This is a genomic window from Streptomyces sp. LN549 (assembly GCF_043203805.1).
GTDB lineage: Bacteria > Actinomycetota > Actinomycetes > Streptomycetales > Streptomycetaceae > Streptomyces.
Genome location: NZ_JAZHRI010000002.1, coordinates 5,282,106 through 5,304,999, shown reverse-complemented (window position 1 = coordinate 5,304,999; position 22,894 = coordinate 5,282,106). Strand labels below are relative to the sequence as shown.

Below are 22,894 nucleotides of genomic sequence, written 5' to 3'. Positions count from 1 at the left end.
GTCGGGCTCGGCCCTCATCTACCGTGCGGGCACCCGCAACGCCGCCGGCACCGGGCTCTCGGCACCCTCCCGTGCCCCCTTGACCAGCACCAGCACCGCCACCCCCGCGACAATCCCCACCACCCCGGCCACCACGGCCGCAGTGTTCAGCCCCGAGGCGAACGCCGCCCGCAGCGCATGCTCCGGCACCCCCGCAGCCCGCAGCCCCGGCGCACCGCCGCCCGCGAGGGCGTGGGACTGCCCCTCGCTCAGCGTCTCCCCCATCCGCGAGGTCAGCACCGTCCCGAACACCGCCACCCCGAAGGCGTACCCGAGCTGCCGGAAGGTGTTGACCGCGCCGCCCGCCATGCCCATGCGCTCCGGCTCCACCGCCGCGAGCGCGGCGCCCGCGAGGGCCGGGGACACCAGCCCGGTGCCGATGCCCGCGACGATCAGCCCCGGCAGCAGCGCCGGCCATGAGGAGCCCGCGCCGAGGACCGCCTGGCCGAGCGTGCCGACGCCGATCAGGGCGAGCCCGACGCCGATGACCAGCCTCGGCTGCACCCCGTGCAGCAGCCGCCCGCCGACCGCCGCCACCACGAAGGCCGTCGCGGCCAGCGGCAGGAGCGCCAGGCCGCCCTGGACGGGGCTGAGCCCGAGCACGGTCTGCAGCCAGATCGAGGTGTACGGCAGGACGGCGAAGGCCGCCGTGTTGTACGCGAGCGCCCCGGCCATCACGCCGGTGAACGCGGACTTCCGGAACAACGACAGCTCCAGCAGCGGGTGTTCGACGCGCCGCTCGACGAGCACGAAGCAGAGCAGCGCGAGCGCCGCGATCCCGAACGTGGCGAGCGTGCGCCCCGACGTCCATCCCAGGCTCCCCGCCCGTACGACGGCGTACGTCGCCGCCCCCGCGAACACCGCGAAGCTCACGGTCCCCGCCCAGTCGATCCGCCGGCCCTGCGCCCCGCGCGACTCGGGCACGGTCCGGGCCGTCAGCCAGATGGCGGCGACGCTGACCGGAAGGTTCACGAAGAAGATCCAGCGCCACCCCGGCCCCTCGGTCAGCAGCCCGCCGGCCACCGGCCCGATCGCGGCGGCGCCCCCGCTCACCGCACCCCACAGCCCGAGCGCGACGGACCGTTCCCTGCCCTGGTAGACGGAGGCGAGCAACGGCAGCGTGGTCGCGAACATCGCGGCGGCGCCCACCCCCTGGACCCCGCGCGCGGCCACCAGCAGCGCGGGCGACGAGGCGAGCCCGCAGGCCAGCGAGGCGACGGCGAAGAGCCCGACGCCCGCGACATGGACCTTGCGCCGCCCGAGCAGATCGGCGGCGGCCCCGATGCCGAGGAGCAGCGCGGCCAGCGCGAGCGCGTAGCCGTCGATGACCCATTGCAGGTCGGGGAGCGACGCGTCCAGCACTCGCGCCATGTCGGGCAACGCCACGATGACGATCGTGACGTCGAGCAGCAGCATGAACGTCCCCAGACAGACCGCGGTGAGCGGCCCCCACTTGCGCATGTGTTTCTCCCTGTACGTCTGTACGGCTTCGGCGTGGCCTGCGACCACTCCCGTACGATCGGAGAGGTGCGGCCGAAACCAATGGCCGGAGACCGTCATGCGCCGGAATTCGACATGAACGAGGCCATCACCCATGGAATCCACCACAGTGGGCGACGCCCTCGATCTCCAGATCCTGCACGCGCTGGAGCTGGACGCCCGCGCCCCGTTCAGCCGGATCGCCACCGTGCTCGGCGTCTCCGACCAGACCGTGGCCCGTCGCTTCCGCCGGCTGCGGTCCGAGGCGGGCCTCCGGGTCGTCGGGGTCCGCTGCGCGGCAGCCGAGGACTCGCTCGACCACTGGCTGCTGCGCGTGCGCTGCGCGCCCGAGGGTGCGACGGCCATCGCCGAGGCCCTGGCCAAGCGCCCGGACACGGCCTGGATCGGCCTCACTTCGGGCGGTACGGAGGTGACCTGCACGGCGAACGTCCGCTCCCGGGACGACGCGGACGACCTGCTCCTCGGCAAGCTGCCGCGTACCCCGCACATCGTCGACATCCGCGCCCACCAGCTGCTGCACCGTTTCTACGGCGGCCCGTCCGGCTGGCTCCACAAGAGCGGCGCGCTGTCCCCCGAACAGGCAGCCGCCCTGGCCACCGCGCCTCTACCGGAGCACCCCGGGCCGGCCGTCATCACCACCGAGGACGAGCCGCTGGTCGCCGCGCTGGAGGCGGACGGCCGGGCCACGTACCCCGAACTCCAGAAGGCGACGGGCCGCTCCGAATCAGCGGTGAAACGCCGCATGGACCGGCTCGTGGCCTCGGGCGCGCTGTACGTGGACGTCGAGTTCGACTCCGGCCACTTCGGCTTCCGCCACCCGACCATGCTGTGCATCACCGCCGCGCCCCGCGCCCTCCACACGGTGGGCGAGGCGCTCGCCACCCACCCGGAGGTCGCCTACGCGGCGGCGACCACGGGCCCGTCCAACCTGGTGGCGGTGGTGATCACCCGCGACACCGGACACCTGTACCGCTACCTGAGCGAGCGCCTGGGCGCGCTGGAGGGCGTCGAGCACGTGGAATCGATGCCGTTCCTGCGGCGCGTCAAGCAGCTGACGTACCGGCCGTTCCGGGGTTGACCTCCGCTCCCCGTCCTCAAGGGCGGGGAGCGGGACGCGTCACGGAACGCGTCACGGAACGGGCGGCGTGGTCAGCCGGCCGTCACCGGTCCTGGGCCAGGGCGACGAGTTCGGCGAACAGGCCCCCTGCGTGGATCAGGTCGTCGTACGTACCGTCCTCGATCACCCGGCCGTGCTCCATGACGATGATCCGGTCGGCCAGGCGCGTGTTCTCCAGCTGATGGGTCACGACGATCGTCATGCAGTCGGCGGCCAGCCGCTTGATCTCCAGAAAGATCTGGTGCTCTCCACGGGCGTCCATCTGTGAGGTCGGCTCGTCCAGGATCAGCAGCGGAGTCCCCCGGTACAGCGCGCGTCCGCACGCGAGCCGCTGCCATTGCCCGCCGGAGAGTTCCGCTCCGCCGAACAGTTCACGGGCCAGGAGGGTGTCGAGCCGCTTCGGCAGTTCCTCGATGGCCTCGCGCATGCCTACGGCGTCGACGGCCTTCCACACCAGCTCGTCGTCCCACGACTTGGGCTGGCCGAGCGTGACGTTCTCGCGGGCCCGCAGCGGCCAGGTGGCGAAGTTCTGCGGTACGAGCGCGGTCCGCTTCCACACGGCCTCGGCGTCGGCCCGCGCCAGGTCGATGCCGTCCCACAGCACGCGGCCCTTGTCGGCGAGGAGGATGCCGGTGATGAGCTTGGTGAGCGTGGACTTGCCGGAGCCGTTCTCGCCGACCACGGCCAGGATCTCGCCCCGGCGCAGGCTCAGGGAGATGCCGTTCACGGCGGGCTCCTCCTTCCCCGGGTACCGATAGACCACCTCATCGAGACGGATCTCGTCCACCTGCTCCGGAATCGTCAGCTCGCCGCGCTTCGGGGCGCGCGCGTCGGCCATGTCGAGGAACGCACGCATGTCGGCGAGATAGAGCGAGGTGTGGAACAGCGCGGCGCCCTGGACCACGAGTTGGGAGAGTGCGGCAAGGGCGGTCTGCACGGCGAGGACGGCCGTCGCGGCGACCGGCAGCGGGACGGCGCCCGTGGTTGCCAGCCAGGCGAGGAGCGCCCAGGTGCCCAACAGGAAGACACCGCTGGCAGCACTGGTGGACACGTCGATGCGCAGCTGTCGTGGTGCGGCGCCCAGGGTGCGCCGGTCGATGCGTTCGGACAGCGCCCGATACCAGTACAGGAGGTACCCGGTCATGCCGTTGGCGCGGACCTCGTCGCCGTACCGGGCGGAGGTGGCCCACCAGCGCGTCATGCCGCGCACATTGCGGTCGCCGACGTTGAGGTAGTGGGTCTCGTAGTCCACGCGGGCCCGGAGGATCGCACCGAGCCCGGCCGGGAGCACGGCGAGCAGCAGGGCGGGAAGCATGACCCAGTGCAGGACGGTGATGACGCCGCCCGCGGCGACCATACGGACGCCGGCGGCCATGAACCGCTGCGCGTCGTTGACCATGGTGGTGGTGCGGGTGACGCCCACTTCGGCGGCTTCCTGCCGGTCCGCGAAACCGTCCTCGCCGTACGCCGCCACCTCGACCCGGCACACGGCGGCGACCAGCGCCACGTCGGCCTCGGTCATCAGCAGCGGCGTGATGCGGCGTTCGGCGTACGAGGCGAGCGCCATGCTGAGGCGGCCCGCCCCGGCGGCGCCGGCCACCACGACCAGGGCGGGCAAGGCGCCGTGCAGACGTTCGGAGACGGGATCCGCGGCGAGCAGGTAGGCCATCGCCTTCGCGGTGAAGGCGAGCGTGAGGGCGGCCGCGGTGCCGGTGAGGAGCTGGCAGAGCAGGAGAATCAGCACGGCGGTCCGGTCCACCGCCCAGGCGAGTCGGACCGTGTGCTTCAGGACGGCGGGAAGGCGCCCGCACATGGTGCGGAAACCGGCTTCGGCCAGGGGGTTCTTGCCGTGCTTTCCCTGGAAGTCGAGGGCGGCCGGGGGTGGTGGCGGCGGTGTATCCGAGTGCGCGGTCAAGGCGTCAGTCACAGTCACCTGCGTCCCTCCTGGGACTCGGTGCCGCACCTGGATGGCTCGGCGGTGCACGGCATAACGAAGACCGCAACGAATCGAACGCGCTCGATTCCGGACGCGTGCGACCTCAGCAACGGCAAGGGTCCGCGAACGTTTCCCCTGCGCCGAGAGAGCCGCGACGAGGCGGGCCGTGGCCGAATCGCCGAGGATTGAAACACCTGTGACGGGTGGGTTTTCGGGCGCCGATGCCCGAAAACGGGCGCGGGCGCCGACTCCGCCTCCTCCGGGGACCGGCACGGCATGCACCCTTGACCATGGGGCTCGCCGGACTCCTCGCCTCCGCACAGCAGGTACCGGGAGCCCCGATGCCGCCCTGGTCGCGGTCAGCCGCCACCCCCGGCAGGTGCGGCCAAAGATTCTTCGAGGATCTTCGCGAACGATGTAGAGAACTCCTCGGCGGCCCCGTTCATGGGGTGAGAGCGTCGCAAGGGCGCTGCGGATACCACCGAGGAGTTCTCATGCCGAAGTTCATGCTGATGGTCAACCACGACGGCGGAGTGTTCGACGAGCCGATGGACACATGGGCGCCCGGCGACATCGCCGCACACTTCAACTACTACCAGGCCCTCTCGAAGGAGCTGACCGCGAGCGGTGAGATGGTCTCCTTCACCGCCCTCGCGGACCCGAGCCAGGCCAAGATCGTCCGGGCGGACGGCGCGGCCGCCCCGATGGTGACCGACGGTCCGTACGCCGAGTTCAAGGAGTTCCTGGCCGGGTTCAACGTCTTCGACGTCGAGTCCGAGGAACGCGCCCTGGAGATCGCCGCCCGCATCTCCGCGGCCCCCGGCCCCGGCGGCGTACCGACGCAACAGCCCGTCGAGGTCCGCCAGGTGATGACCGACTCCCTGACCGAACACTGAACCGGGCCGGATACCGTCAGCATTGAAAAACTGGTTGAGCCTCGGATGATCACGTGGCAGGCTCGCCGGCCTTGCCCGCGATCACCAAGTCGCACGACGACAGGCAGGACGTCGATGCATCCCCGGTGGTGTGTCCGCATCTCCAGGCGTCGTGGACATCCGGGTTTCGCCGAACAGCACGTGGAGGGCCGATGGCATCGATCAAGCAGTTCCAAGTGACCTTCGACTGCGCCGAGCCTGAGCGCCTCGCTCGTTTCTGGTGCGAGGTGTTGGGATACGTCGTACCGCCCCCACCGGAGGGGTTTGCCACTTGGGACGACTTCAAGCTCTCACTGCCCCCTGAGCAGCGGGATTCATGGTTTGCCTGCAGTGACCCCTCAGGGGTGGGTCCGCGCCTGTACTTCCAGCGCGTCCCCGAAGGGAAGGCCGCCAAGAACCGACTGCATCTCGACGTGCGGGTCGGGACCGGACTGGTGGGCGAGGAGCGCCTCGCCGTACTCGAGGCCGAGTGCGCACGGCTGGTCCCGCTCGGCGCGGTACACGTGCGAACGCTGTACGACGGTAATGATTCGTGCATCCCGATGCAGGACATCGAGGGCAACGAGTTCTGTATCGACTGAGGGACCGCGAACGCGCCCTCCCGCTGCCCCGCCCCACGCGGTGGGGTTGCGGGGCCACGCTGCCGGCCGCGTCCGGTGCGCGGTCCCCTCACACAACGAGGACCTGCGGCGCGCGTGTGCGCGGCAGGTCCTCGAGGCGCTCGGCGGCCCTGTCCAGGTGGCCAGTCGGCCGATGCGTACGGGACTCCCGAGAACCGCCCACTTCACTCACAGCTCGCCGCTACTGCGCTGCCGCCGCGTCCGGCGAGCGCAGCCAGCCACCGGAACGGGCCGTCTCGCCTGCCGTACGGAGGAGTTGGGCCACGACGGGGCGCGCGCCGCGTCCCCTCGTCAGCAGGTGCAGCTCGATGGCGACTCCCCCGGCCAGCGGCCTCCACACCAGCCCCGTGGGCAGGCTGGACGCGGCCGAACCACCGACCACGGAGACGGCGTCGCCGCGCACCACCGGGGTGTGACCGGCGTCGAACGACAGTGGGCGCAGCATCAGCTCCGGGTGGATGCCGACGCGGTCCAGGATGCCGATGATCGCGTCGTAGTGGCCGGGGTTGGCCTCGCGCGGGTGGACGAGGAGGGTTTCGGCGGCGAGAGCGGTGGGGTCGATGACTGATTCGGCTGCCAAGCGGTGTCCGGCGGCCATGAGGACGCCCTGCGGCTCCAGCCGTACGAGCGTCCGCACGAGCTCGGGCGTGGGCGGCGGGCAGCGGACGAGGCCCGCGTCGAGGGTGCCGTCGGCGACACCGGCCAGGATCTCCGCGGTGGGGAGCAGGCGCGTGGTGACGGTGATGCCCGGCAGGCGTTCGGCCAGGGCGGCGAGGAGTGCGGGGGCCGTCTCGTAACTCGTACTCGTGCTGTACCCGAAGGCCAGCGTGCCGTGCTCGCCTCCGGCGAAGCCGCGTACGTCGCGCCAGAGCCGGTCGGCGTCTTCGCGGAGTGCGGCACCTCGTTCCATCAACACCCGCCCGGCTTCGGTCGGTTCGACGGAGTGGGTGGTGCGGTCGAGGAGCTGGACGCCCAACTCCTTCTCCAGTTCGCGTATCTGCCGGCTCAGGGCGGGCTGGGCGATGTGGAGCCGCTCGGCGGCGCGGGTGAAGTTGCGTTCCTCGGCCACGGCCAGGAAGTAGCGCAGGCGCCGCAGTTCTGACATGCGCAGCAGCATACGAGCCCAGGCCGACCAGCGGTGATGCCGGTCGGTTCTGGACCGATCGAGAACAGGTCTTTCCCTGCACGGGCCTCCTCTTCCTAGCCTTCAGAAGTCGGAGCGGAACCACAGGAAGGGCCATCGAAATCATGGACACCACCCCCAAGGACGTCGTCCTCGACTACATGCACACGCTCGTCGCGGGTGACATGGACCGGCTGCGCGCGTTCTTCGACGCCGACGTCACCTGGACGCTCGCCGGGGATCTGCCGGTGTCGGGCACGTGGACGGGGCCGGACGAGATCTTCGACGAGTTCGTGGCGCAGATGGTCGCCCGGCTGGTGCCGGAATCGGTGGAGATCGAGTTCGAGGGCGTGATCGCGGAGGGCGAGCGCGTCCTGGCGGAATGGAACACACGAGGGCTGACCCGGAAGGGGGCCAGGTACGACCAGCACTGCCTGGCCGTGTTCACGGTACGGGGAGGCCGCATCGCCTCCGTACGCGAGCACTTCGACACGCTCCACGCCCAGACCGTCGTCTTCGCATGAGTATGAGCATGAGGAGAGGAGATCTCGTGCGAGCGCAGCTTCCCGACCCCGAACGCGGCGGAACGGTCGTCCTCGGCGAGGCACCGGAGCCCGGTCCGGCTGCCGATGAAGCACTGATCGCCGTGGAGGCGTACTCCGTCAACCGGGGCGAGACGTTCCAGCTGGACGGGCAGCTCGACCGGCGGTGGGAGGGCTGGCGGCCCGGCAAGGATGTCGCCGGCACGGTCGTCCGGGCGGCGGCCGACGGCACGGGCCCGGCGGCCGGGACACGTGTGGTGGCCCATCCGCCCGCGTACGGCTGGGCCGAGCGCGTCGCGGTGCCCGTCCACAGCATCGCCGGACTCCCGGACAGCATCGACGCGGTGACGGCGGCGGCCCTCCCCCTGGCGGGCATCACCGCGCTGCGCCTGCTCCGGGCGGCGGGCCCGGTGGCGGGCCGGCGGCTGCTGGTCACCGGGGCGAGCGGGGGCGTCGGCCACTACGTCACGGAGCTGGCCGCGTCGTCGGGTGCGGCCGTGACAGCGGTCAGCGCGACACCGGAACGCGGGGCGAGGCTGCTGGACCTGGGCGCGGTCGAGGTGGTGACGTCACCGGACGAGGCGCGGGGCCCGTACGACATCGTCCTGGAGTCGGTGGGGGGAGACTCCCTGCCCACCGCCCTGGCCCGGCTGGCCCCGGGCGGGCTGCTGGTCTGGTTCGGCCAGGCGAGCCGCAACCCGGTCACGCTGGACTTCTTCGACTTCTTCAAGGGCCCGGCCCAGGCCCGTATCGCCCACTTCGACTACACCCGCGCGGACACGACGTACGCCGACGACCTCGCCACGCTGGTCCGGCTGGTGGCGGGCGGCCGTCTCCACCCGGAGATCGGCTCGGTGCGGGACTGGTCCCGCACGGGCGAGGTCATCGCGGACATCCGGGGACGGCGGGTGCGGGGGAACGCGGTGCTGACGGTGGGGTGAGGGTGCGCGCCTTCGAGCCTTCGCGCCTTCGCGCAGCAGCGCCAGGCCCGCCGCGGACAGGAGCTCTCCGCGCCGCCGTGAAGGGGAGCTCCCATGTCCGTGTCACAGGGCGCCGGGCTGTCTCGTCCTAAGGGGTGTACCCAGCGACGAGCACGGAGGAGCACACCATGGACGCGCGACTGAACTACTTCGCCGCCCCCACCGCCGCCAAGGCCCTCAAGCACTTCATGTCGGCGGGCAAGACGCTCAAGGATTCACCGTTGGCGGCCGCGACGCAGGAGCTGGTGGCACTGCGTGTGAGTCAGATCAACGGCTGCGCCGTCTGCATCGACATGCACACCAAGGAGGCCACCGCGGCCGGCGAGACCTCGGTGCGGCTGCACCTGGTGGCGGCGTGGCGCGAGGCCACGGTCTTCACCGAGGCCGAACGCGCCGCGCTGGAGCTGGCGGAACAGGGGACGAGGGTCGCGGACGCGGCCGACGGGGTCAGCGACGAGGTGTGGGCGCGGGCCGCGAAGCACTACGACGAGGAGCAGCTCACCGCCCTGGCGTTGCTGGTCTCCTTCATGAACGCGGTGAACCGGCTGAACATCATCGCCCAGCAGCCGGCCGGCGACTACGAGGCCGGACAGTTCCACTGAGTGGACGTCGACGCCCCGTCCGGGGCACGGCCGTAGGCCCCGGACACGGGGCGTCGCACGGCCCTGCCGGCGTCCCACACACTCACCGGAACGTGCCCCCGTGCCGGACCGGCCCGCGGCAGTCCTCAAGGGAGATGCGACGTGAACAAGGTCGGAGAGTTCGAGGAGCTGCGGCCCCTGCTGTTCTCGATCGCCTATCGGATTCTGGGCAGCGTGAGCGAGGCCGAGGACGCGGTGCAGGAGACATGGCTGCGCTTCGACGGCTCGGCAACCCTTCCCACGTCGGTCAAGGCGTTCCTGTCCACCACGGTGACGCGGATCTCGATCGACGTGCTGCGCTCCGCCCGGGTGCGGCGGGAGGAGTACGTGGGCCCGTGGTTCCCCGAGCCGCTGCTGAGCGATCCGTATCAGGATCCGGCGCGCTCGGCGGAGCTGGCCGACTCGGTTTCGATGGCTGCGTTGCTGCTGCTGGAGCGCCTCAGCCCGCTCGAACGGTCGGTGTTCGTGCTGCGTGAGGTGTTCGGCTTCGGGTTCGACGACATCGCCTCGGCGGTGGGGCGTTCGGAGGCGGCGTGCCGGCAGCTGCTGGTACGGGCGCGGCGGCACATGGAGGCCGGGAGGCCGCGGTTCGAAGCGGACCGTCAGGAGCGTGAGGAGCTGGCGAGGCGGTTCTTCGACGCCCTGCGCGAAGGCGACGTCGGCGGCCTGCGGGATCTGCTGGCCGCCGACGTGCAGATGGTCGGGGACGGCGGCGGCAAGGCCCCGCAGCTGGCCAGGGCCGTCGTCGGCGCCGAGAACGTGGCCCGGCTGCTGGCCTCCGTCTTCCCGCTGATGGCCCGGATCGACGTGACGTTCGAGCCGCACGAGGTCAATGCTCAGCCCGGCGCCGTCTTCCGCGACAGGGACGGCCGGGTCCTCCACACCCTGGCTCTCGACGTGCTCGACGGGCAGATCCAGACCATCCGCTCGGTGATCAACCCCGACAAGCTCGGCCACCTCGGACCGGTTGCCGACGCCTGGACCGTCAACGACGAGGTGAAGCAGGCACGCCGGCAGACGGAGTGACCCCGGAGCCGGTCCGGGTGGCCCGACCTGCCGATCTGCCGCCCGGGACGCTCCGTGCCATGGTGGGTTTCCGGGGTCCGGAGGCCCAGAATCCACCTCGCGTTGCATGATCATGCGAGATGATGCATAATCTTCCTATGTCTAAGGTCCTCACCTCCCTGCCCACCGGCGAGCGCGTCGGCATCGCCTTCTCGGGCGGCCTCGACACCTCGGTCGCGGTCGCGTGGATGCGCGACAAGGGCGCTGTCCCGTGCACCTACACCGCCGACATCGGTCAGTACGACGAGCCCGACATCGCCTCCGTGCCCGGCCGCGCCAAGGCCTACGGCGCCGAGCTCGCGCGACTGGTCGACTGCCGTGCGGCACTCGTCGAGGAGGGGCTGGCCGCGCTCACCTGCGGGGCGTTCCACATCCGCTCGGGCGGGCGCGCGTACTTCAACACCACGCCGCTCGGCCGCGCCGTCACCGGCACGCTCCTGGTGCGGGCGATGCTCGAGGACGACGTACAGATCTGGGGCGACGGCTCCACGTACAAGGGCAACGACATCGAGCGGTTCTACCGCTACGGTCTCCTCGCCAACCCGCACCTGCGGATCTACAAGCCCTGGCTGGACGCGGACTTCGTGACCGAGCTCGGTGGCCGCAAGGAGATGTCGGAGTGGCTGGTCGCCCATGACCTGCCCTACCGCGACAGCACGGAGAAGGCGTACTCCACCGACGCCAACATCTGGGGCGCCACGCACGAGGCGAAGACCCTGGAGCACCTGAACACCGGCGTCGAGACCGTCGACCCGATCATGGGCGTGAAGTTCTGGGACCCCTCGGTCGAGATCGAGACCGAGGACGTCACGATCGGCTTCGACCAGGGCCGCCCCGTGACCATCAACGGCGAGAAGTTCGACTCCGCCGTCGACCTGGTGATGAAGGCGAACGGCATCGGCGGCCGCCACGGCATGGGCATGTCCGACCAGATCGAGAACCGGATCATCGAGGCCAAGAGCCGCGGCATCTACGAGGCCCCCGGCATGGCCCTGCTGCACGCCGCGTACGAGCGCCTGGTCAACGCGATCCACAACGAGGACACCCTCGCCCAGTACCACAACGAGGGCCGCCGCCTCGGCCGTCTGATGTACGAGGGCCGCTGGCTGGACCCGCAGGCGCTGATGGTGCGCGAGTCGATCCAGCGTTGGGTCGGCACCGCCGTCACCGGCGAGGTCACGCTGCGGCTGCGGCGCGGCGAGGACTACTCGATCCTCGACACCACGGGCCCGGCGTTCAGCTACCACCCGGACAAGCTGTCCATGGAGCGCACCGAGGACTCCGCGTTCGGCCCGGTCGACCGGATCGGCCAGCTCACGATGCGCAACCTCGACATCGCCGACTCCCGCGCCAAGCTGGAGCAGTACGCGGGCCTCGGCCTGATCGGCACCGCCAACCCGGCCATCGGCGCGGCCCAGGCCGCCGCCACCGGCCTCATCGGCTCGCTGCCCGAGGGCGGCGCCCAGGCCATCGCCTCCCGCGGCGAGGTCTCCGAAGCCGACGAGATGCTGGACCGTGCGGCGATGGAGTCCGGTACGGACTAGCACCCCGCTCCGAGAAACAGGCCGGCCCGGCGCCCTGCGCGCCTGGCCGGCCTTTTCGCTGTCCGCCACCCCGGGCCGGTTGACTATGTGCCTATCCGTGTGAGGTCTCGACCACTTCGGAGCCTTCGCGACGGATCCGCTCAACTCCCCAGGCGCCGAGCGGTCCGAGCGCCTGGTTGAGCGTGTGCCCGTGCTCGGTCAGGGAGTACTCCACCCGCGGCGGCACCTCGGCATACACCTTCCGGTGCACGAGACCGTCCGCCTCCATCTCACGCAGGTGCTGCGTCAGCATCTTCTCGCTCACTCCCGGCAGACCACGACGGAGCTCGGCGAAGCGGCGTACTCCATGGGCGTCGAGCTCCCAGAGGATCAGCCCCTTCCACTTGCCGCTCACCACGTCGAGCCCGGCGTCGATGCCGCAGATGTACGGCCCGATTCTCGGCGCCCTGGCCATCGCTGATCACCCTTACTAAAAGGTAAGTACCGCAGAAAATAGTGGGTACTTCCGAGAGTAGGGCCCCTCTCCGAGCATGGAGGGGTGAACGAACAACTGAGCCACACCACCCGGCAGGACAGCGCTGTCACCGTGATCGGGCTCGGCCCGATGGGGCAGGCGATGACCCGCACCCTCCTTGCCGCCGGACACCCTGTCACCGTCTGGAACCGCACCGCCGGCCGGGCCGACGGCGTCGTCGCAGCCGGAGCAACGCTCGCGGCCACGCCCGGCGAAGCAGTCGAAGCGAGTGACCTCGTCATCCTCAGCCTCACCGACTACCAGGCGATGTACGACATCCTCGGCAGCACCACCGCGTCACTGGCCGGCCGGACGCTGGTCAACCTGAGTTCCGACACTCCCGACCGCTCACGCGAGGCGGCAACCTGGGCAGCGGACCACGGCGCCGGCTTCCTCACCGGAGGCGTCATGGTCCCCGCGCCGATGGTCGGCACGGAGGCAGCGCATGTCTACTACAGCGGCCGCGACGAGGTGCGGGAGAGCCACCTGGCGGCGTTGGCACTGATCGGAACACCGAAGCACCTGGGCGCGGACCCGGGCCTCGCCCAGATGATGTATCAGGCCCAACTCGCGGTATTCCTCACCACCTTGTCCGCACTGATGCACGCGACTGCGATGCTCGGCACCGCAGGATTGACGGCCGGGGAAGCGCTGCCGGAGCTGCTCTCCTCCGCCGACTCGATCGGCGACATCATGAGGGCCGGCGAGGAGAACCCCGGCACCGCGCTGGACGCCGGCGAGCATCCCGGCGAGCTCAGCACGGTCACCATGATGGGCGCCACGTCCGACCACATCGTCGAGACCAGCACCTCGCTCGGGCTCGACCTTGCGCTCCCCCTGGCTGTGCAGGCCCACTACCGGCGCGCGATCGAGAACGGACACGGCGGCGACAACTGGACCCGCATCATCGACGGCATCCGAGGACCGCGCTGACCGGATGCCGGACGCCGGACCGCCGGACCGCTGAACACCCTGCCGGCCCCACCTGTCCGGACGCAGACCGGCCCGGCGCCGTGGGCGCCGGGCCGGTCCTTGCATCAAGCGGGCGGGGTCAGGAGCCGTGCGTCACGGCCTTCCGCCGGCGTTGCACAAGGATCAGCGCACCGCCCGCCGCCGCGATCACTGTGGCGATGCCGAGCGGAAGCAGCATCGGCGCCCCGGTGTCCGGCATCTCGCCCCCGTGGCCGGGGGGTGAGGACGTCGGCGCAGGCCACGGAGATGTGTGCGTCGGCGCAGGCCACGGAGATGTGTGCGTCGGCGCGGGCCACGGAGATGTGTGCGTCGGCGTCGGACCGGGTGTGTGGGTCGGCTTGTGCGTGGGTGTGTGGGTCGGCGTATGGGTCGGCTTGTGGGTCGGCGTACGGGTGGGGGTCGGCGTCGGCGTCGGCGTGGGAGTCGGCATGGTGACCCGGATGGTCGCCTCGTCGGGCGGCGACTTCACCGCGCCGCCGTTGCCCGTCGCGACCGCGTGGTTCACCACGCTCCCCCGCTCCACGTCGTCCTCGTCCACCACATAGGTGCCCGTGCAGGTGGTGCTGTCGCCCGGCGTGCCCTGCTCGGCCAGCGCGGTGGACTCACACGTGACGTCCTCGAGGAGGTCGTCGTGGATCAGGAGATCCTCCACCGGGTTGTCGGTGACATTGCTGACCACGTAGCTGTACTCCACCTCGTCCCCAAGTGCGTACGGCTCCGAGTCGTCCACCTGCTTGTCGAGGGCCAGACCGACCTCGCCGCCCAGGGGCAGATTCACACTCGACGGCGGGGAGACGACTGTCTCCTCACCGCTCCTTCCGGATGCTTCCGCGGTGTTGGCGATGTAGCCGCGGCCGACATCGCGTCCGGTGACGGTGTAGGACGCCGTGCAGGTCATCGTCGCGCCGAGGGCCAAGGTCGTGGAGGGGCAGCTCACCGGTCCGACGGTGGGGTCCTCGACGGTGACGTCGGACAGGTCGGTCTCCCCCGAGTTCGTCACCACGAATTCGTACGGCACCCGCGTCCCCGGCACGATCACCTCGGGCAGCGGTTCGGCGACGCTGACCTGCTTCACGAGGTTGAGGTCCGGCAGGGGGTTCAGCGAGTGGGCGGAGAGCGTACGGAGGAGATGTACGTCGGTGAAGCCCCCCGTCGACGCGCCGAAGCCGAACTTGTACGTGGCGGGGACCGGCTGGGGTGCGGCCGTTTCCAGGACCTGCCGGGTCCCGTTCCCGTCATGGAAGTCGACCAGCACCGTCAGCACCGGGTCGGGAGCCGGACTCACCCGCACCGTCACGGTGCGGCGGGACGCCTCCAGGATCTGCTGCGCCTGTTCGGGCGTCGTCCCCGCAGGGAGGTCCGCCGCGGTGGTCGGCCCCTGCAGCTTGCCGGGCAGGGTGGACGGCCAGGGCGCCGACGTCGTCAGGTTGGTCGTGGTGGCGGCCAGGAAGCAGTAGCCCTCGGTACCGTGGCCGGGCCCCCGCACCGTGACCATGTTGCTCCCCGGTCCCGGAATCCGGAATCCCGTACCGGCTGGGGAACGTCGCGCGCAGCCGTTGCCGCGGTGCTCCCAGTCGCCGAAGTAGTTCCCCAGGACGTCCAGGCCGACGCCCAGATATCCATGGTCGACGCCCGGCACGAAATCCATGCTCGGGTCGTCGTTCGGCAGCTTCTGCGCGTAGCCGAGGCTCCCGCCGAACGCCCCGGGCGCGGACAGATCGGATGCCCCGTCCACCAGGAAGAACGAGATGCCGTCCGCCGGGTTCGCGACCGGTGTCCCCCCGTACTGCCATTGGTCGAAGGAGACTTCCAGCCCTTCGTTCGCGGGCAGCGCCTTGTTGTGGATCACCGCCGCGGACCGGTCGTTGCCCGCGTCCGTCAGCTGGAGGTAGCCGTACGGTGCCCCGTTGCGCGGCGGAACGGGTCCCACCGCCGTATCGGGGCAACCGCCCAGCGGATGGGCGGCGTTCCCGGCAGGTGGCTGCTCGGGAGCGGCCCCCGTCAGGCAGGCCGGTCCCACTGCGGTGAAGTCACTGTCCGCCGTCGCCCCGGTGAACGATTCGTCCACCAGTGTGGGCGACACGGCTGCGGCGTTGCTGCCCGTGACCGGCACGGCACCGGGCAGGAGTGACACCGCCACGATCGCCGCCGTGAGGACCATGGCTCCGGTCAGGGGCGCCACGCGGCGCCGGCGACCCGGCGCGGAATGAGTTCGTAGCATAAAAAGGGACACTATGAATGCATTCGTGCAAGACGGTGCACCACGCCGTGGACCGGCCTCGGTCGCAGCGATCGGCCGAACCGTGCCCGGCCGCTCCCACTCCCCCACGTGACCGAGCCCACCCCCCACTCCGTTCGAACTCCCGTCGAACTCCCGCAACAATGAACCCGTGATCACTTCGCCGACACGGAGCACGAACCGACGCGCCGAACCCGCCGCGACGCCGTACGTCGACCTCTCCCGGGCGGAGTGGAGCGCGCTGCGCGACAAGACGCCGCTGCCGCTGACCGCCGACGAGGTGGAGCGGCTGCGCGGACTCGGGGACGTCATCGACCTCGACGAGGTGCGGGACGTCTACCTGCCGCTCTCGCGCCTCCTCAATCTGTACGTCCAGGCCACCTCCGGGCTGCGCGGCGCCCTGAACACCTTCCTCGGGGACGCGGGCAACGGGCACGGGGAGCAGCGCGGGACCCCGTTCGTCATAGGAGTCGCGGGCAGTGTCGCGGTGGGCAAGTCCACCAGCGCCCGCATCCTCCAGGCGCTGCTTGCACGCTGGCCGGAGCACCCGCGGGTGGAGCTGGTGACCACGGACGGCTTCCTGCTGCCGATGAAGGAGCTCCACGCACGCGGGCTGATGTCGCGCAAGGGCTTCCCGGAGTCGTACGACCGGCGCGCCCTGACCCGCTTCGTCGCCGACATCAAGGCGGGCAAGGACGAGGTGACGGCCCCCGTCTACTCGCACCTGATCTACGACATCGTGCCGGGCGAGCGGCTCACCGTACGGCGTCCGGACATCCTCATCGTCGAGGGGCTGAACGTGCTGCAGCCCGCCCTGCCCGGCAAGGACGGCCGGACCAGGGTCGGGCTCGCGGACTACTTCGACTTCAGCGTGTACGTGGACGCGCGGCCCGAGGACATCGAGACCTGGTACCTCAACCGCTTCCGCAAGCTGCGCGCCACGGCGTTCCAGGACCCGTCCTCGTACTTCCGCAAGTACACGCAGGTCTCCGAGGCGGAGGCGATGGAGTACGCGGCGACGATGTGGCGGACCATCAACAAGCCCAACCTGGTGGAGAATGTGGCGCCGACCCGCGGCCGTGCCACGCTGGTGCTGCGCAAGGGCCCCGACCACAAGGTCCAGCGGCTGTCCCTGCGCAAGCTCTGACTCCGGAAAGGGTGCACGCGTGCTGCATCTACGCCTGATAGTCCCGGCCGACCACACGGACGAGGTGACGGGCCTGCTTGAGCGGACCGTCGGCACCGCCCATCTCGCAGTGCTGCCGGGGGTGGCGCGCGACCCGGTGGGCGATGTGGTGCTGTGCGACGTGGCGCGCGAGGCGGGCGACGAGCTGATCGGGGCGCTGCGGCGGCTCGGGGTCGGCGAGTACGGGTCGATCACCGTCGAGAACATGGACCTGACGCTCTCCGCGAGTGCCGACCGGGCCGAGGAGGCCGCACCGGGCGAGGGTGCGGACGCGGTGCTGTGGGAGGAGCTGACGGACGTCACCCACGAGGAGTCGACGTTCTCCATCACCTACGTCGCGTTCCTCTCGGTCGCGACGATGCTCGCCGCCTGCGGTGTGATGCTCGACAACGCGATCCTGATCGTGGGCGCGATGGCGGTGGGTCCGGAGTTCGGGCCGCTGGCCGGTATCTCCACGGCACTGGTGCAGCGCGCCCCGCGTCTGGTTCTGCGGTCCCTGTGGGCGCTGGTCGGCGGCTTCGCCGCGGCGATGGCGCTGACGGCCGGCTTCGCCTGGCTGATGGACGTCTTCGGCCTGTTCAACGACTCGATGGTCGAGGCGCCCCGGCCGAACACCGCGTTCATCTGGCAGCCGGACTGGATGTCGTTCGTGGTGGCGTTCCTCGCGGGCATCGCCGGAACGCTCTCTCTGACCTCGGCGAAGTCCGGGGCGCTGATCGGTGTCGCGATCTCGGTGACGACCGTGCCGGCCGCGGCCAACGCGGCAGTGGCGTTCAGCTACAACGACTACAGCCAGATGACGGGCTCCATCCAGCAACTGCTGGCGAACCTCGGCGGGATCGTGCTCGCGGGGACGCTGACGCTGCTGGCGCAGAAGGGGCTGTGGGTGGTGGCCCTCCGCCACCAGCGGACGCACCCGAAGCGGCCCGTGGCCACGGACGCGTAAACCGGTGGGCGGGTGCGCGTTGCCGCGCACCCGCCCACCGGTCGCTCCTGACTAGCCCAGCGCGGACTTCACCACGTCGGCCAGGCGTCCGGCCACCGCGCGCGCCTGCTCGATGTCGGCGGCCTCGACCATGACCCGTACCAGCGGCTCCGTGCCCGACTGGCGCAGCAGCACGCGGCCGGTGGCGCCGAGCTCGCGCTCGGCCTCGGCGACGGCCGCGGCCAGCTCCGGGGAGGTGCCCACGCGGGACTTGTCGACGTCCGGCACGTTGACGAGGACCTGCGGCAGGCGCTCCATCACACCGGCCAGATCGGCGAGCGAACGGCCGGTGGCGGCGACCCGGGCCGCCAGCATCAGGCCGGTCAGCGTGCCGTCGCCGGTCGTGGCGTGGTCCAGGACGATGACGTGTCCGGACTGCTCGCCGCCCAGGGCGTAGCCCTCGGCCTTCATGGACTCCAGGACGTAGCGGTCGCCGACCCCGGTCTGGACGAGATGGATGCCCTCGCGCTCCATGGCGATCTTGAAGCCGAGGTTCGACATCACGGTGCCGACCACGGTGTCCTTGCGCAGCTGTCCGGCCTCGCGCATGGCGAGGGCGAGCACGGCCAGGATCTGGTCGCCGTCGATCTCCTCGCCCGCTCCGTCCACGGCCAGGCAGCGGTCGGCGTCGCCGTCGTGCGCGATGCCGAGGTCGGCACCGTGCTCGACGACGGCGGCGCGGAGCAGCGCCAGGTGCGTGGAGCCGCAGCCGTCGTTGATGTTCAGACCGTCCGGTTCGGCACCGATGGTGACGACCTCGGCCCCGGCCCGTGCGAACGCCTCGGGCGAGACGTGGGCGGCGGCGCCGTGAGCCTCGTCGAGGACGACCTTCAGCCCGTCGAGCCGGTTGGGGAGCACGCCGATGAGGTGGGCGACGTAACGGTCGAAGCCCTCGGCGTAGTCGCTGATCCGGCCGACGCCGGCGCCGGTGGGCCGGGCCCACGGCTCACCGGTGCGGTGCTGCTCGTAGACCGTCTCGATGCGGTCCTCCAGCTCGTCGGCGAGCTTGTGGCCGCCGCGGGCGAAGAACTTGACACCGTTGTCCGGCATGGCGTTGTGGCTGGCGGAGAGCATCACTCCGATGTCGGCACCCAGCGCGCCCGTGAGGTAGGCCACGGCGGGGGTCGGGAGCACGCCGACGCGCAGGACGTCGACGCCCGCGCTGGCGAGGCCGGCCACCACTGCGGCCTCCAGGAACTCTCCGGAGGCTCGGGGGTCGCGGCCCACCACGGCCGTCGGCCGATGGCCCTCGAAGGTCCCTGCCTCGGCCAGTACGTGCGCCGCCGCGACCGAGAGCCCGAGCGCGAGCTCGGCCGTCAGGTCCGCATTGGCGACACCGCGCACGCCGTCCGTGCCGAAGAGTCGTCCCACTGGTGTCCTCCGAAAGTGCTCCGAAACGCAAAAATTCAGACTAAGTAAGCAACAAGCCTATGAATGCCTTATGCCGTTATATGCCCGTGGCTGTCAATAAACGAACGCCCCGGCAGCACGAGTGTGCCGCCGGGGCGAACGTGTAACGCGGTTGAGCAGGCGGTTTAGCGCTTGCTGTACTGCGGGGCCTTACGGGCCTTCTTGAGACCGGCCTTCTTGCGCTCGACCGCACGGTCGTCACGGCAGAGGAAGCCGGCCTTCTTCAGCGTGGCGCGGTTGTTGTCCACGTCCGCCTCGTTCAGCGAGCGGGCCACGCCGAGGCGCAGGGCGCCGGCCTGACCGGAGACGCCGCCACCCGAGATGCGGGCGATGACGTCGTAGCGGCCGTCGAGCTCGAGCACCTTGAAGGGCTCGTTGACTTCCTGCTGGTGCACCTTGTTGGGGAAGTAGTCCTCAAGGGTGCGACCGTTGATCTTCCACTTGCCGGTGCCCGGAACGATCCGGACGCGGGCGATGGCGTTCTTGCGACGGCCCAGGCCGGCCGCCGGCTGCGGGTCGCCGAAGCGGCCCGCGAGCGACTCGGAGGTGTACTCACCCTCGACGGGGACCTCCGACTCGAAGGTGGTCACCTCGGCGAAGGTCTCTTCGCCCTCGGTGACCTCGGTGCCCTCGACGGGCGTCTCTGCAGTGGTCTCGGCCACGATTCTCCTCAGATCTTTCTTTACGTCTTTGGGGGGAGGCCGGAACTACTGCGCGACCTGGGTGATCTCGTACGGGACCGGCTGCTGCGCAGCGTGCGGGTGCTGGTCGCCCGCGTAGACCTTCAGCTTCGAGATCATCTGACGGCCCAGGGTGTTCTTGGGGATCATGCCCTTGATGGCCTTCTCGACAGCCTTCTCGGGGTTCTTCGCGAGAAGCTCGTCGTAACGCACGGAGCGGAGACCACCCGGGAACCCGGAGTGGCGGTACGCCATCTTCTGGGTCTTCTTGTTGCCGGACAGGTGAACCTTGTCGGCGTTGATGATGATGACGAAGTCGCCCATGTCCATGTGGGGGGCGTAGATCGCCTTGTGCTTGCCTCGGAGGAGGTTCGCGGCCGTCGTGGCCAGACGGCCGAGAACGATGTCCTCGGCGTCAATGATGTGCCACTGGCGAGTGACATCGCCGGGCTTGGGGCTGTACGTACGCACTTCGTAGCCTTCGCTTCTTCAGTGGATGGGGTCCAGACACACGGCACCTCTGAAGCGATATGCAGCTGGGGCTCACAATGCCGGGGACGCTGCCCGTATGCGAGCCACTGGTAACTGCTCCAGGGAACCTACGTAAGGGCCCTTCGCGTGAGAACGACGAAGCCAATACGTATAACAGTCACCGAGACTACCCGGCCCGCCCCGGACGGGTCAAAACGGGTCCCTCGGCCGGGCGGGCGCGTGGGGTTCCGGGTCTCCTGGGCTGGGGGTTCCGTCCTCAAACGCCGGACGGGCTTGTGTGCGGGTGCCCCGCGGGGGTTCGCCGTGGCCCGGTGGGTGGGGGCCCGGGGCCCCTCCGGGGCGTCTCCTCAAACGACGAACGTTCCGCCGGTACGCGATGGACCCGGGTATCTGTTCGTCGTCCTGCGGGGACTCCCCTGCACGGCCCCGGACCCGGCCGCCTCGCGTCTGCGGCAGTCGTCTCACCGGCGTGCAGACGCGACTGATGCCGGGTGGGGGCGTGCAGGGGAGTCCCCGCAGGAAATGGCGTACGACCCGGGTCCCCCACGGACCCGGGTGCACACGCCATTTCTGAGGAGACGCCCCGGAGGGACCCCACCCCCACCCACCGGACAAGGTGCCCCGCGGGGCACCCGCACAAAAGCCCGTCCGGCGATTGAGGACGGAACCCCCGCCCCGGTCCGGGGCGCCGCCGGAGGCGTTACCGCGCCCGTTCGACCCGCCGCTCGTCCCACACCGGCTCCGTCGTCTCCCGCACGAAACCGTCCGAACCGAAGACCAGGTACCGGTCGAAGGACTTCGCGAACCACCGGTCGTGCGTGACGGCCATCACCGTCCCGTCGTACATCTCCAGCCCGTCCTGCAAGGCCTCCGCCGACTCCAGGTCCAGGTTGTCGGTCGGCTCGTCCAGCAGCAGCGCGGTGGTGCCGGCCAGCTCCAGGAGCAGGATCTGGAAGCGGGCCTGCTGCCCACCGGACAGCCTCTCGAAGGCCTGGTCCCCCTGCCGCTCCATCTCGTACCGCCGCAGTACGGACATGGCCCCGCCCCGGTCCTTGGCGTGCTCCGTCCACAGGATCTCGACGAGCGTCTTGCCCAGCAGCTCCGGATGGGCGTGGGTCTGCGCGAAGTGCCCCGGCACGACGCGTGCGCCGAGCTTCCACTCTCCGGTGTGCGCCACATCGCCCCCCGCCAGCAGTCGCAGGAAGTGTGACTTGCCGGACCCGTTGGAGCCGAGGACGGCGACGCGCTCCCCGTAGTAGATCTCCAGGTCGAACGGCTTCATCAGGCCGGTCAGCTCCAGGTTCTTGCAGGTCACCGCCCGCACCCCGGTCCGGCCGCCGCGCAGCCGCATCTTGATGTCCTGCTCGCGCGGCGGCTCCGGGGGCGGGCCGGCGTCCTCGAACTTCTTGAAGCGGGTCTGCATCGCGTGGTAGCGGTTGGCCATGTCCGGGCTGTTCGCCGCCTGCTGCCGCATCCGCAGGACGAGGGCCTTCAGCCGGGCGTGCTCCTCCTCCCAGCGGCGCAGCAGTTCCTCGAAGCGCGCGAACCGTTCCTTGCGGGCCTCGTGGTACGTACCGAATCCGCCGCCGTGCACCCATACGTCGCTGCCGGCCGGGCCTGGCTCCACGCTGACGATCTTCTCGGCGGCCCGGGACAGCAGCTCCCGGTCGTGGGAGACGAAGAGGACCGTCTTGCGGGTCTCCTTCAGTTTCTCCTCGAGCCAGCGCTTGCCGGGGACGTCCAGATAGTTGTCCGGCTCGTCGAGCAGCAGCACCTCGTCGGGCCCGCGCAGCAGCGCCTCCAGCACCAGTCGCTTCTGCTCACCGCCTGACAGGGTGCGGACCTCGCGCCACTGCGCCTTCTCGTACGGGACTCCGAGCGCCTGCATCGTGCACATGTCCCAGACCGTCTCGGCCTCGTACCCGCGCACCTCCGCCCAGTCGCTCAGTGCCTGCGCGTACGTCATCTGCGCGGCCTCGTCATCGGTGGTGAGGATCAGTTCCTCGGCCCGGTCGACGGCGTGGGCGGCCTCGCGGATCCGGGGCTGGGCGACGGACACCAGCAGGTCGCGCACCGTGCGCTCGTCACGCACCGAGCCGACGAACTGCTGCATCACGCCGAGTCCGCCGCTCACCGACACCGAGCCGCCGTGCGGCTGGAGCTCCCCGGCGATCAGCCGCAGCAGCGTGGTCTTCCCGGCGCCGTTCGCCCCGACGAGGGCGACCACGGCGCCGTCCGCGACGCGGAACGAAGCATCGCCGAGCAGCACCCGCCCGTCCGGTAGGTAGTACTCGAGATGGCCTGCTTCAAGATGTCCCATGTACAGCATTGTCACGGGCCGCGAAGCTCTGGCCCAACCGGATTAGGTTGCGTC

The 22,894-nt window shown here is 70.5% G+C and carries 20 protein-coding genes; 11 read left to right on the top strand and 9 right to left on the bottom strand.

From position 1 onward, the window contains the following. Window positions 1-18: 18 nt before the first annotated feature. Window positions 19-1,500, bottom strand: coding sequence for an MFS transporter (locus SH922_RS24195; RefSeq protein ID WP_393059943.1), 1,482 nt, complete (start codon window positions 1,498-1,500; stop codon window positions 19-21). A 133-nt stretch (window positions 1,501-1,633) separates the two neighbouring features. Between SH922_RS24195 and SH922_RS24190 the strand changes: the two genes are divergently transcribed. Further along, on the top strand, window positions 1,634-2,617 hold the full coding sequence (locus SH922_RS24190) for an Lrp/AsnC family transcriptional regulator (protein ID WP_393059942.1): 984 nt from the start codon (window positions 1,634-1,636) through the stop codon (window positions 2,615-2,617). An 82-nt stretch (window positions 2,618-2,699) separates the two neighbouring features. On the opposite strand, the gene SH922_RS24185 is transcribed toward SH922_RS24190, so the two are convergent. Beyond that, window positions 2,700-4,583: an ATP-binding cassette domain-containing protein gene (locus SH922_RS24185; protein WP_393063672.1), complete on the bottom strand. Its 1,884-nt coding sequence runs from the start codon at window positions 4,581-4,583 to the stop codon at window positions 2,700-2,702. Between the two features lie 503 nt (window positions 4,584-5,086). On the opposite strand from SH922_RS24185, the gene SH922_RS24180 reads away from it, so the two are divergent. Both SH922_RS24180 and SH922_RS24175 read left to right on the top strand, forming a co-directional pair. Continuing rightward, window positions 5,087-5,488, top strand: coding sequence for a YciI family protein (locus tag SH922_RS24180; protein ID WP_393059941.1), 402 nt, complete (start codon window positions 5,087-5,089; stop codon window positions 5,486-5,488). A 191-nt stretch (window positions 5,489-5,679) separates the two neighbouring features. Next, a complete protein-coding gene (locus SH922_RS24175; protein ID WP_393059940.1) occupies window positions 5,680-6,108 on the top strand; it encodes a VOC family protein in 429 nt (142 codons plus the stop codon). Between the two features lie 220 nt (window positions 6,109-6,328). Here the strand turns inward: SH922_RS24175 and SH922_RS24170 are convergent, their stop codons facing one another. Further along, on the bottom strand, window positions 6,329-7,252 hold the full coding sequence (locus tag SH922_RS24170) for a LysR substrate-binding domain-containing protein (RefSeq protein WP_393059939.1): 924 nt from the start codon (window positions 7,250-7,252) through the stop codon (window positions 6,329-6,331). Window positions 7,253-7,395: 143 nt separating this feature from the next. Here SH922_RS24170 and SH922_RS24165 point away from each other — a divergent pair, with 143 nt between their 5' ends. The 5 genes from SH922_RS24165 to argG all read left to right on the top strand — a co-directional run bounded on the left by SH922_RS24165 (window position 7,396) and on the right by argG (window position 12,042). Continuing rightward, window positions 7,396-7,794, top strand: a complete 399-nt coding sequence (locus SH922_RS24165; protein WP_393059938.1) for a nuclear transport factor 2 family protein — start codon at window positions 7,396-7,398, stop codon at window positions 7,792-7,794. Between the two features lie 26 nt (window positions 7,795-7,820). Continuing rightward, window positions 7,821-8,753 (top strand): zinc-binding dehydrogenase, encoded by a 933-nt coding sequence (locus SH922_RS24160; RefSeq protein ID WP_393059937.1) that lies wholly within the window; start codon window positions 7,821-7,823, stop codon window positions 8,751-8,753. Between the two features lie 167 nt (window positions 8,754-8,920). Next, window positions 8,921-9,394, top strand: a complete 474-nt coding sequence (locus tag SH922_RS24155; RefSeq protein WP_393059936.1) for a carboxymuconolactone decarboxylase family protein — start codon at window positions 8,921-8,923, stop codon at window positions 9,392-9,394. 141 nt (window positions 9,395-9,535) lie between these two features. After that, window positions 9,536-10,459, top strand: a complete 924-nt coding sequence (locus SH922_RS24150) for an RNA polymerase sigma-70 factor (RefSeq protein WP_393059935.1) — start codon at window positions 9,536-9,538, stop codon at window positions 10,457-10,459. Window positions 10,460-10,596: 137 nt separating this feature from the next. After that, entirely contained in the window at window positions 10,597-12,042 is a 1,446-nt protein-coding gene (argG, locus tag SH922_RS24145) for an argininosuccinate synthase (protein ID WP_326738122.1), read from the top strand. Between the two features lie 91 nt (window positions 12,043-12,133). Here argG and SH922_RS24140 read toward each other — a convergent pair whose 3' ends face one another. Continuing rightward, window positions 12,134-12,496 carry a winged helix-turn-helix transcriptional regulator gene (locus tag SH922_RS24140; RefSeq protein WP_393059934.1) on the bottom strand — a complete coding sequence of 121 codons (363 nt, stop codon included), beginning with the start codon at window positions 12,494-12,496 and terminating at the stop codon, window positions 12,134-12,136. A gap of 84 nt (window positions 12,497-12,580) precedes the next feature. Here SH922_RS24140 and SH922_RS24135 point away from each other — a divergent pair, with 84 nt between their 5' ends. Beyond that, window positions 12,581-13,489, top strand: a complete 909-nt coding sequence (locus SH922_RS24135) for an NAD(P)-dependent oxidoreductase (RefSeq protein WP_393059933.1) — start codon at window positions 12,581-12,583, stop codon at window positions 13,487-13,489. Between the two features lie 118 nt (window positions 13,490-13,607). On the opposite strand, the gene SH922_RS24130 is transcribed toward SH922_RS24135, so the two are convergent. Continuing rightward, the gene (locus tag SH922_RS24130) at window positions 13,608-15,710 is read right to left on the bottom strand and encodes a hypothetical protein (RefSeq protein WP_393059932.1); all 2,103 of its coding nucleotides are present in this window, start codon (window positions 15,708-15,710) and stop codon (window positions 13,608-13,610) included. A gap of 208 nt (window positions 15,711-15,918) precedes the next feature. Between SH922_RS24130 and coaA the strand changes: the two genes are divergently transcribed. Further along, on the top strand, window positions 15,919-16,914 hold the full coding sequence (coaA, locus tag SH922_RS24125; RefSeq protein ID WP_219573703.1) for a type I pantothenate kinase: 996 nt from the start codon (window positions 15,919-15,921) through the stop codon (window positions 16,912-16,914). Between the two features lie 19 nt (window positions 16,915-16,933). Then, window positions 16,934-17,899, top strand: a complete 966-nt coding sequence (locus SH922_RS24120; RefSeq protein ID WP_393059931.1) for a DUF389 domain-containing protein — start codon at window positions 16,934-16,936, stop codon at window positions 17,897-17,899. Window positions 17,900-17,950: 51 nt separating this feature from the next. Here the strand turns inward: SH922_RS24120 and glmM are convergent, their stop codons facing one another. From glmM to SH922_RS24100, 4 genes are all read right to left on the bottom strand, one after another. Continuing rightward, complete coding sequence (gene glmM, locus SH922_RS24115) at window positions 17,951-19,309, bottom strand: phosphoglucosamine mutase (RefSeq protein ID WP_393059930.1); 1,359 nt, start codon at window positions 19,307-19,309, stop codon at window positions 17,951-17,953. A gap of 164 nt (window positions 19,310-19,473) precedes the next feature. Beyond that, window positions 19,474-20,010 (bottom strand): 30S ribosomal protein S9, encoded by a 537-nt coding sequence (gene rpsI, locus SH922_RS24110; RefSeq protein WP_351003178.1) that lies wholly within the window; start codon window positions 20,008-20,010, stop codon window positions 19,474-19,476. A gap of 45 nt (window positions 20,011-20,055) precedes the next feature. Further along, window positions 20,056-20,499 carry a 50S ribosomal protein L13 gene (rplM, locus tag SH922_RS24105; RefSeq protein ID WP_266781688.1) on the bottom strand — a complete coding sequence of 148 codons (444 nt, stop codon included), beginning with the start codon at window positions 20,497-20,499 and terminating at the stop codon, window positions 20,056-20,058. A 721-nt stretch (window positions 20,500-21,220) separates the two neighbouring features. Continuing rightward, window positions 21,221-22,840: an ABC-F family ATP-binding cassette domain-containing protein gene (locus tag SH922_RS24100; RefSeq protein WP_393059929.1), complete on the bottom strand. Its 1,620-nt coding sequence runs from the start codon at window positions 22,838-22,840 to the stop codon at window positions 21,221-21,223. Window positions 22,841-22,894: the final 54 nt, after the last annotated feature.

Excerpts from the sequence above, each read along its gene's own strand:
- SH922_RS24195 (WP_393059943.1), bottom strand. The coding sequence starts at position 1,500 with ATGCGCAAGTGGGGGCCGCTCACCGCGGTCTGTCTGGGGACGTTCATG.
- SH922_RS24190 (WP_393059942.1), top strand. The coding sequence starts at position 1,634 with ATGGAATCCACCACAGTGGGCGACGCCCTCGATCTCCAGATCCTGCAC.
- SH922_RS24180 (WP_393059941.1), top strand. The coding sequence starts at position 5,087 with ATGCCGAAGTTCATGCTGATGGTCAACCACGACGGCGGAGTGTTCGAC.
- SH922_RS24175 (WP_393059940.1), top strand. The coding sequence starts at position 5,680 with ATGGCATCGATCAAGCAGTTCCAAGTGACCTTCGACTGCGCCGAGCCT.
- SH922_RS24170 (WP_393059939.1), bottom strand. The coding sequence starts at position 7,252 with ATGTCAGAACTGCGGCGCCTGCGCTACTTCCTGGCCGTGGCCGAGGAA.
- SH922_RS24165 (WP_393059938.1), top strand. The coding sequence starts at position 7,396 with ATGGACACCACCCCCAAGGACGTCGTCCTCGACTACATGCACACGCTC.
- SH922_RS24155 (WP_393059936.1), top strand. The coding sequence starts at position 8,921 with ATGGACGCGCGACTGAACTACTTCGCCGCCCCCACCGCCGCCAAGGCC.
- argG (WP_326738122.1), top strand. The coding sequence starts at position 10,597 with ATGTCTAAGGTCCTCACCTCCCTGCCCACCGGCGAGCGCGTCGGCATC.
- SH922_RS24140 (WP_393059934.1), bottom strand. The coding sequence starts at position 12,496 with ATGGCCAGGGCGCCGAGAATCGGGCCGTACATCTGCGGCATCGACGCC.
- SH922_RS24100 (WP_393059929.1), bottom strand. The coding sequence starts at position 22,840 with ATGGGACATCTTGAAGCAGGCCATCTCGAGTACTACCTACCGGACGGG.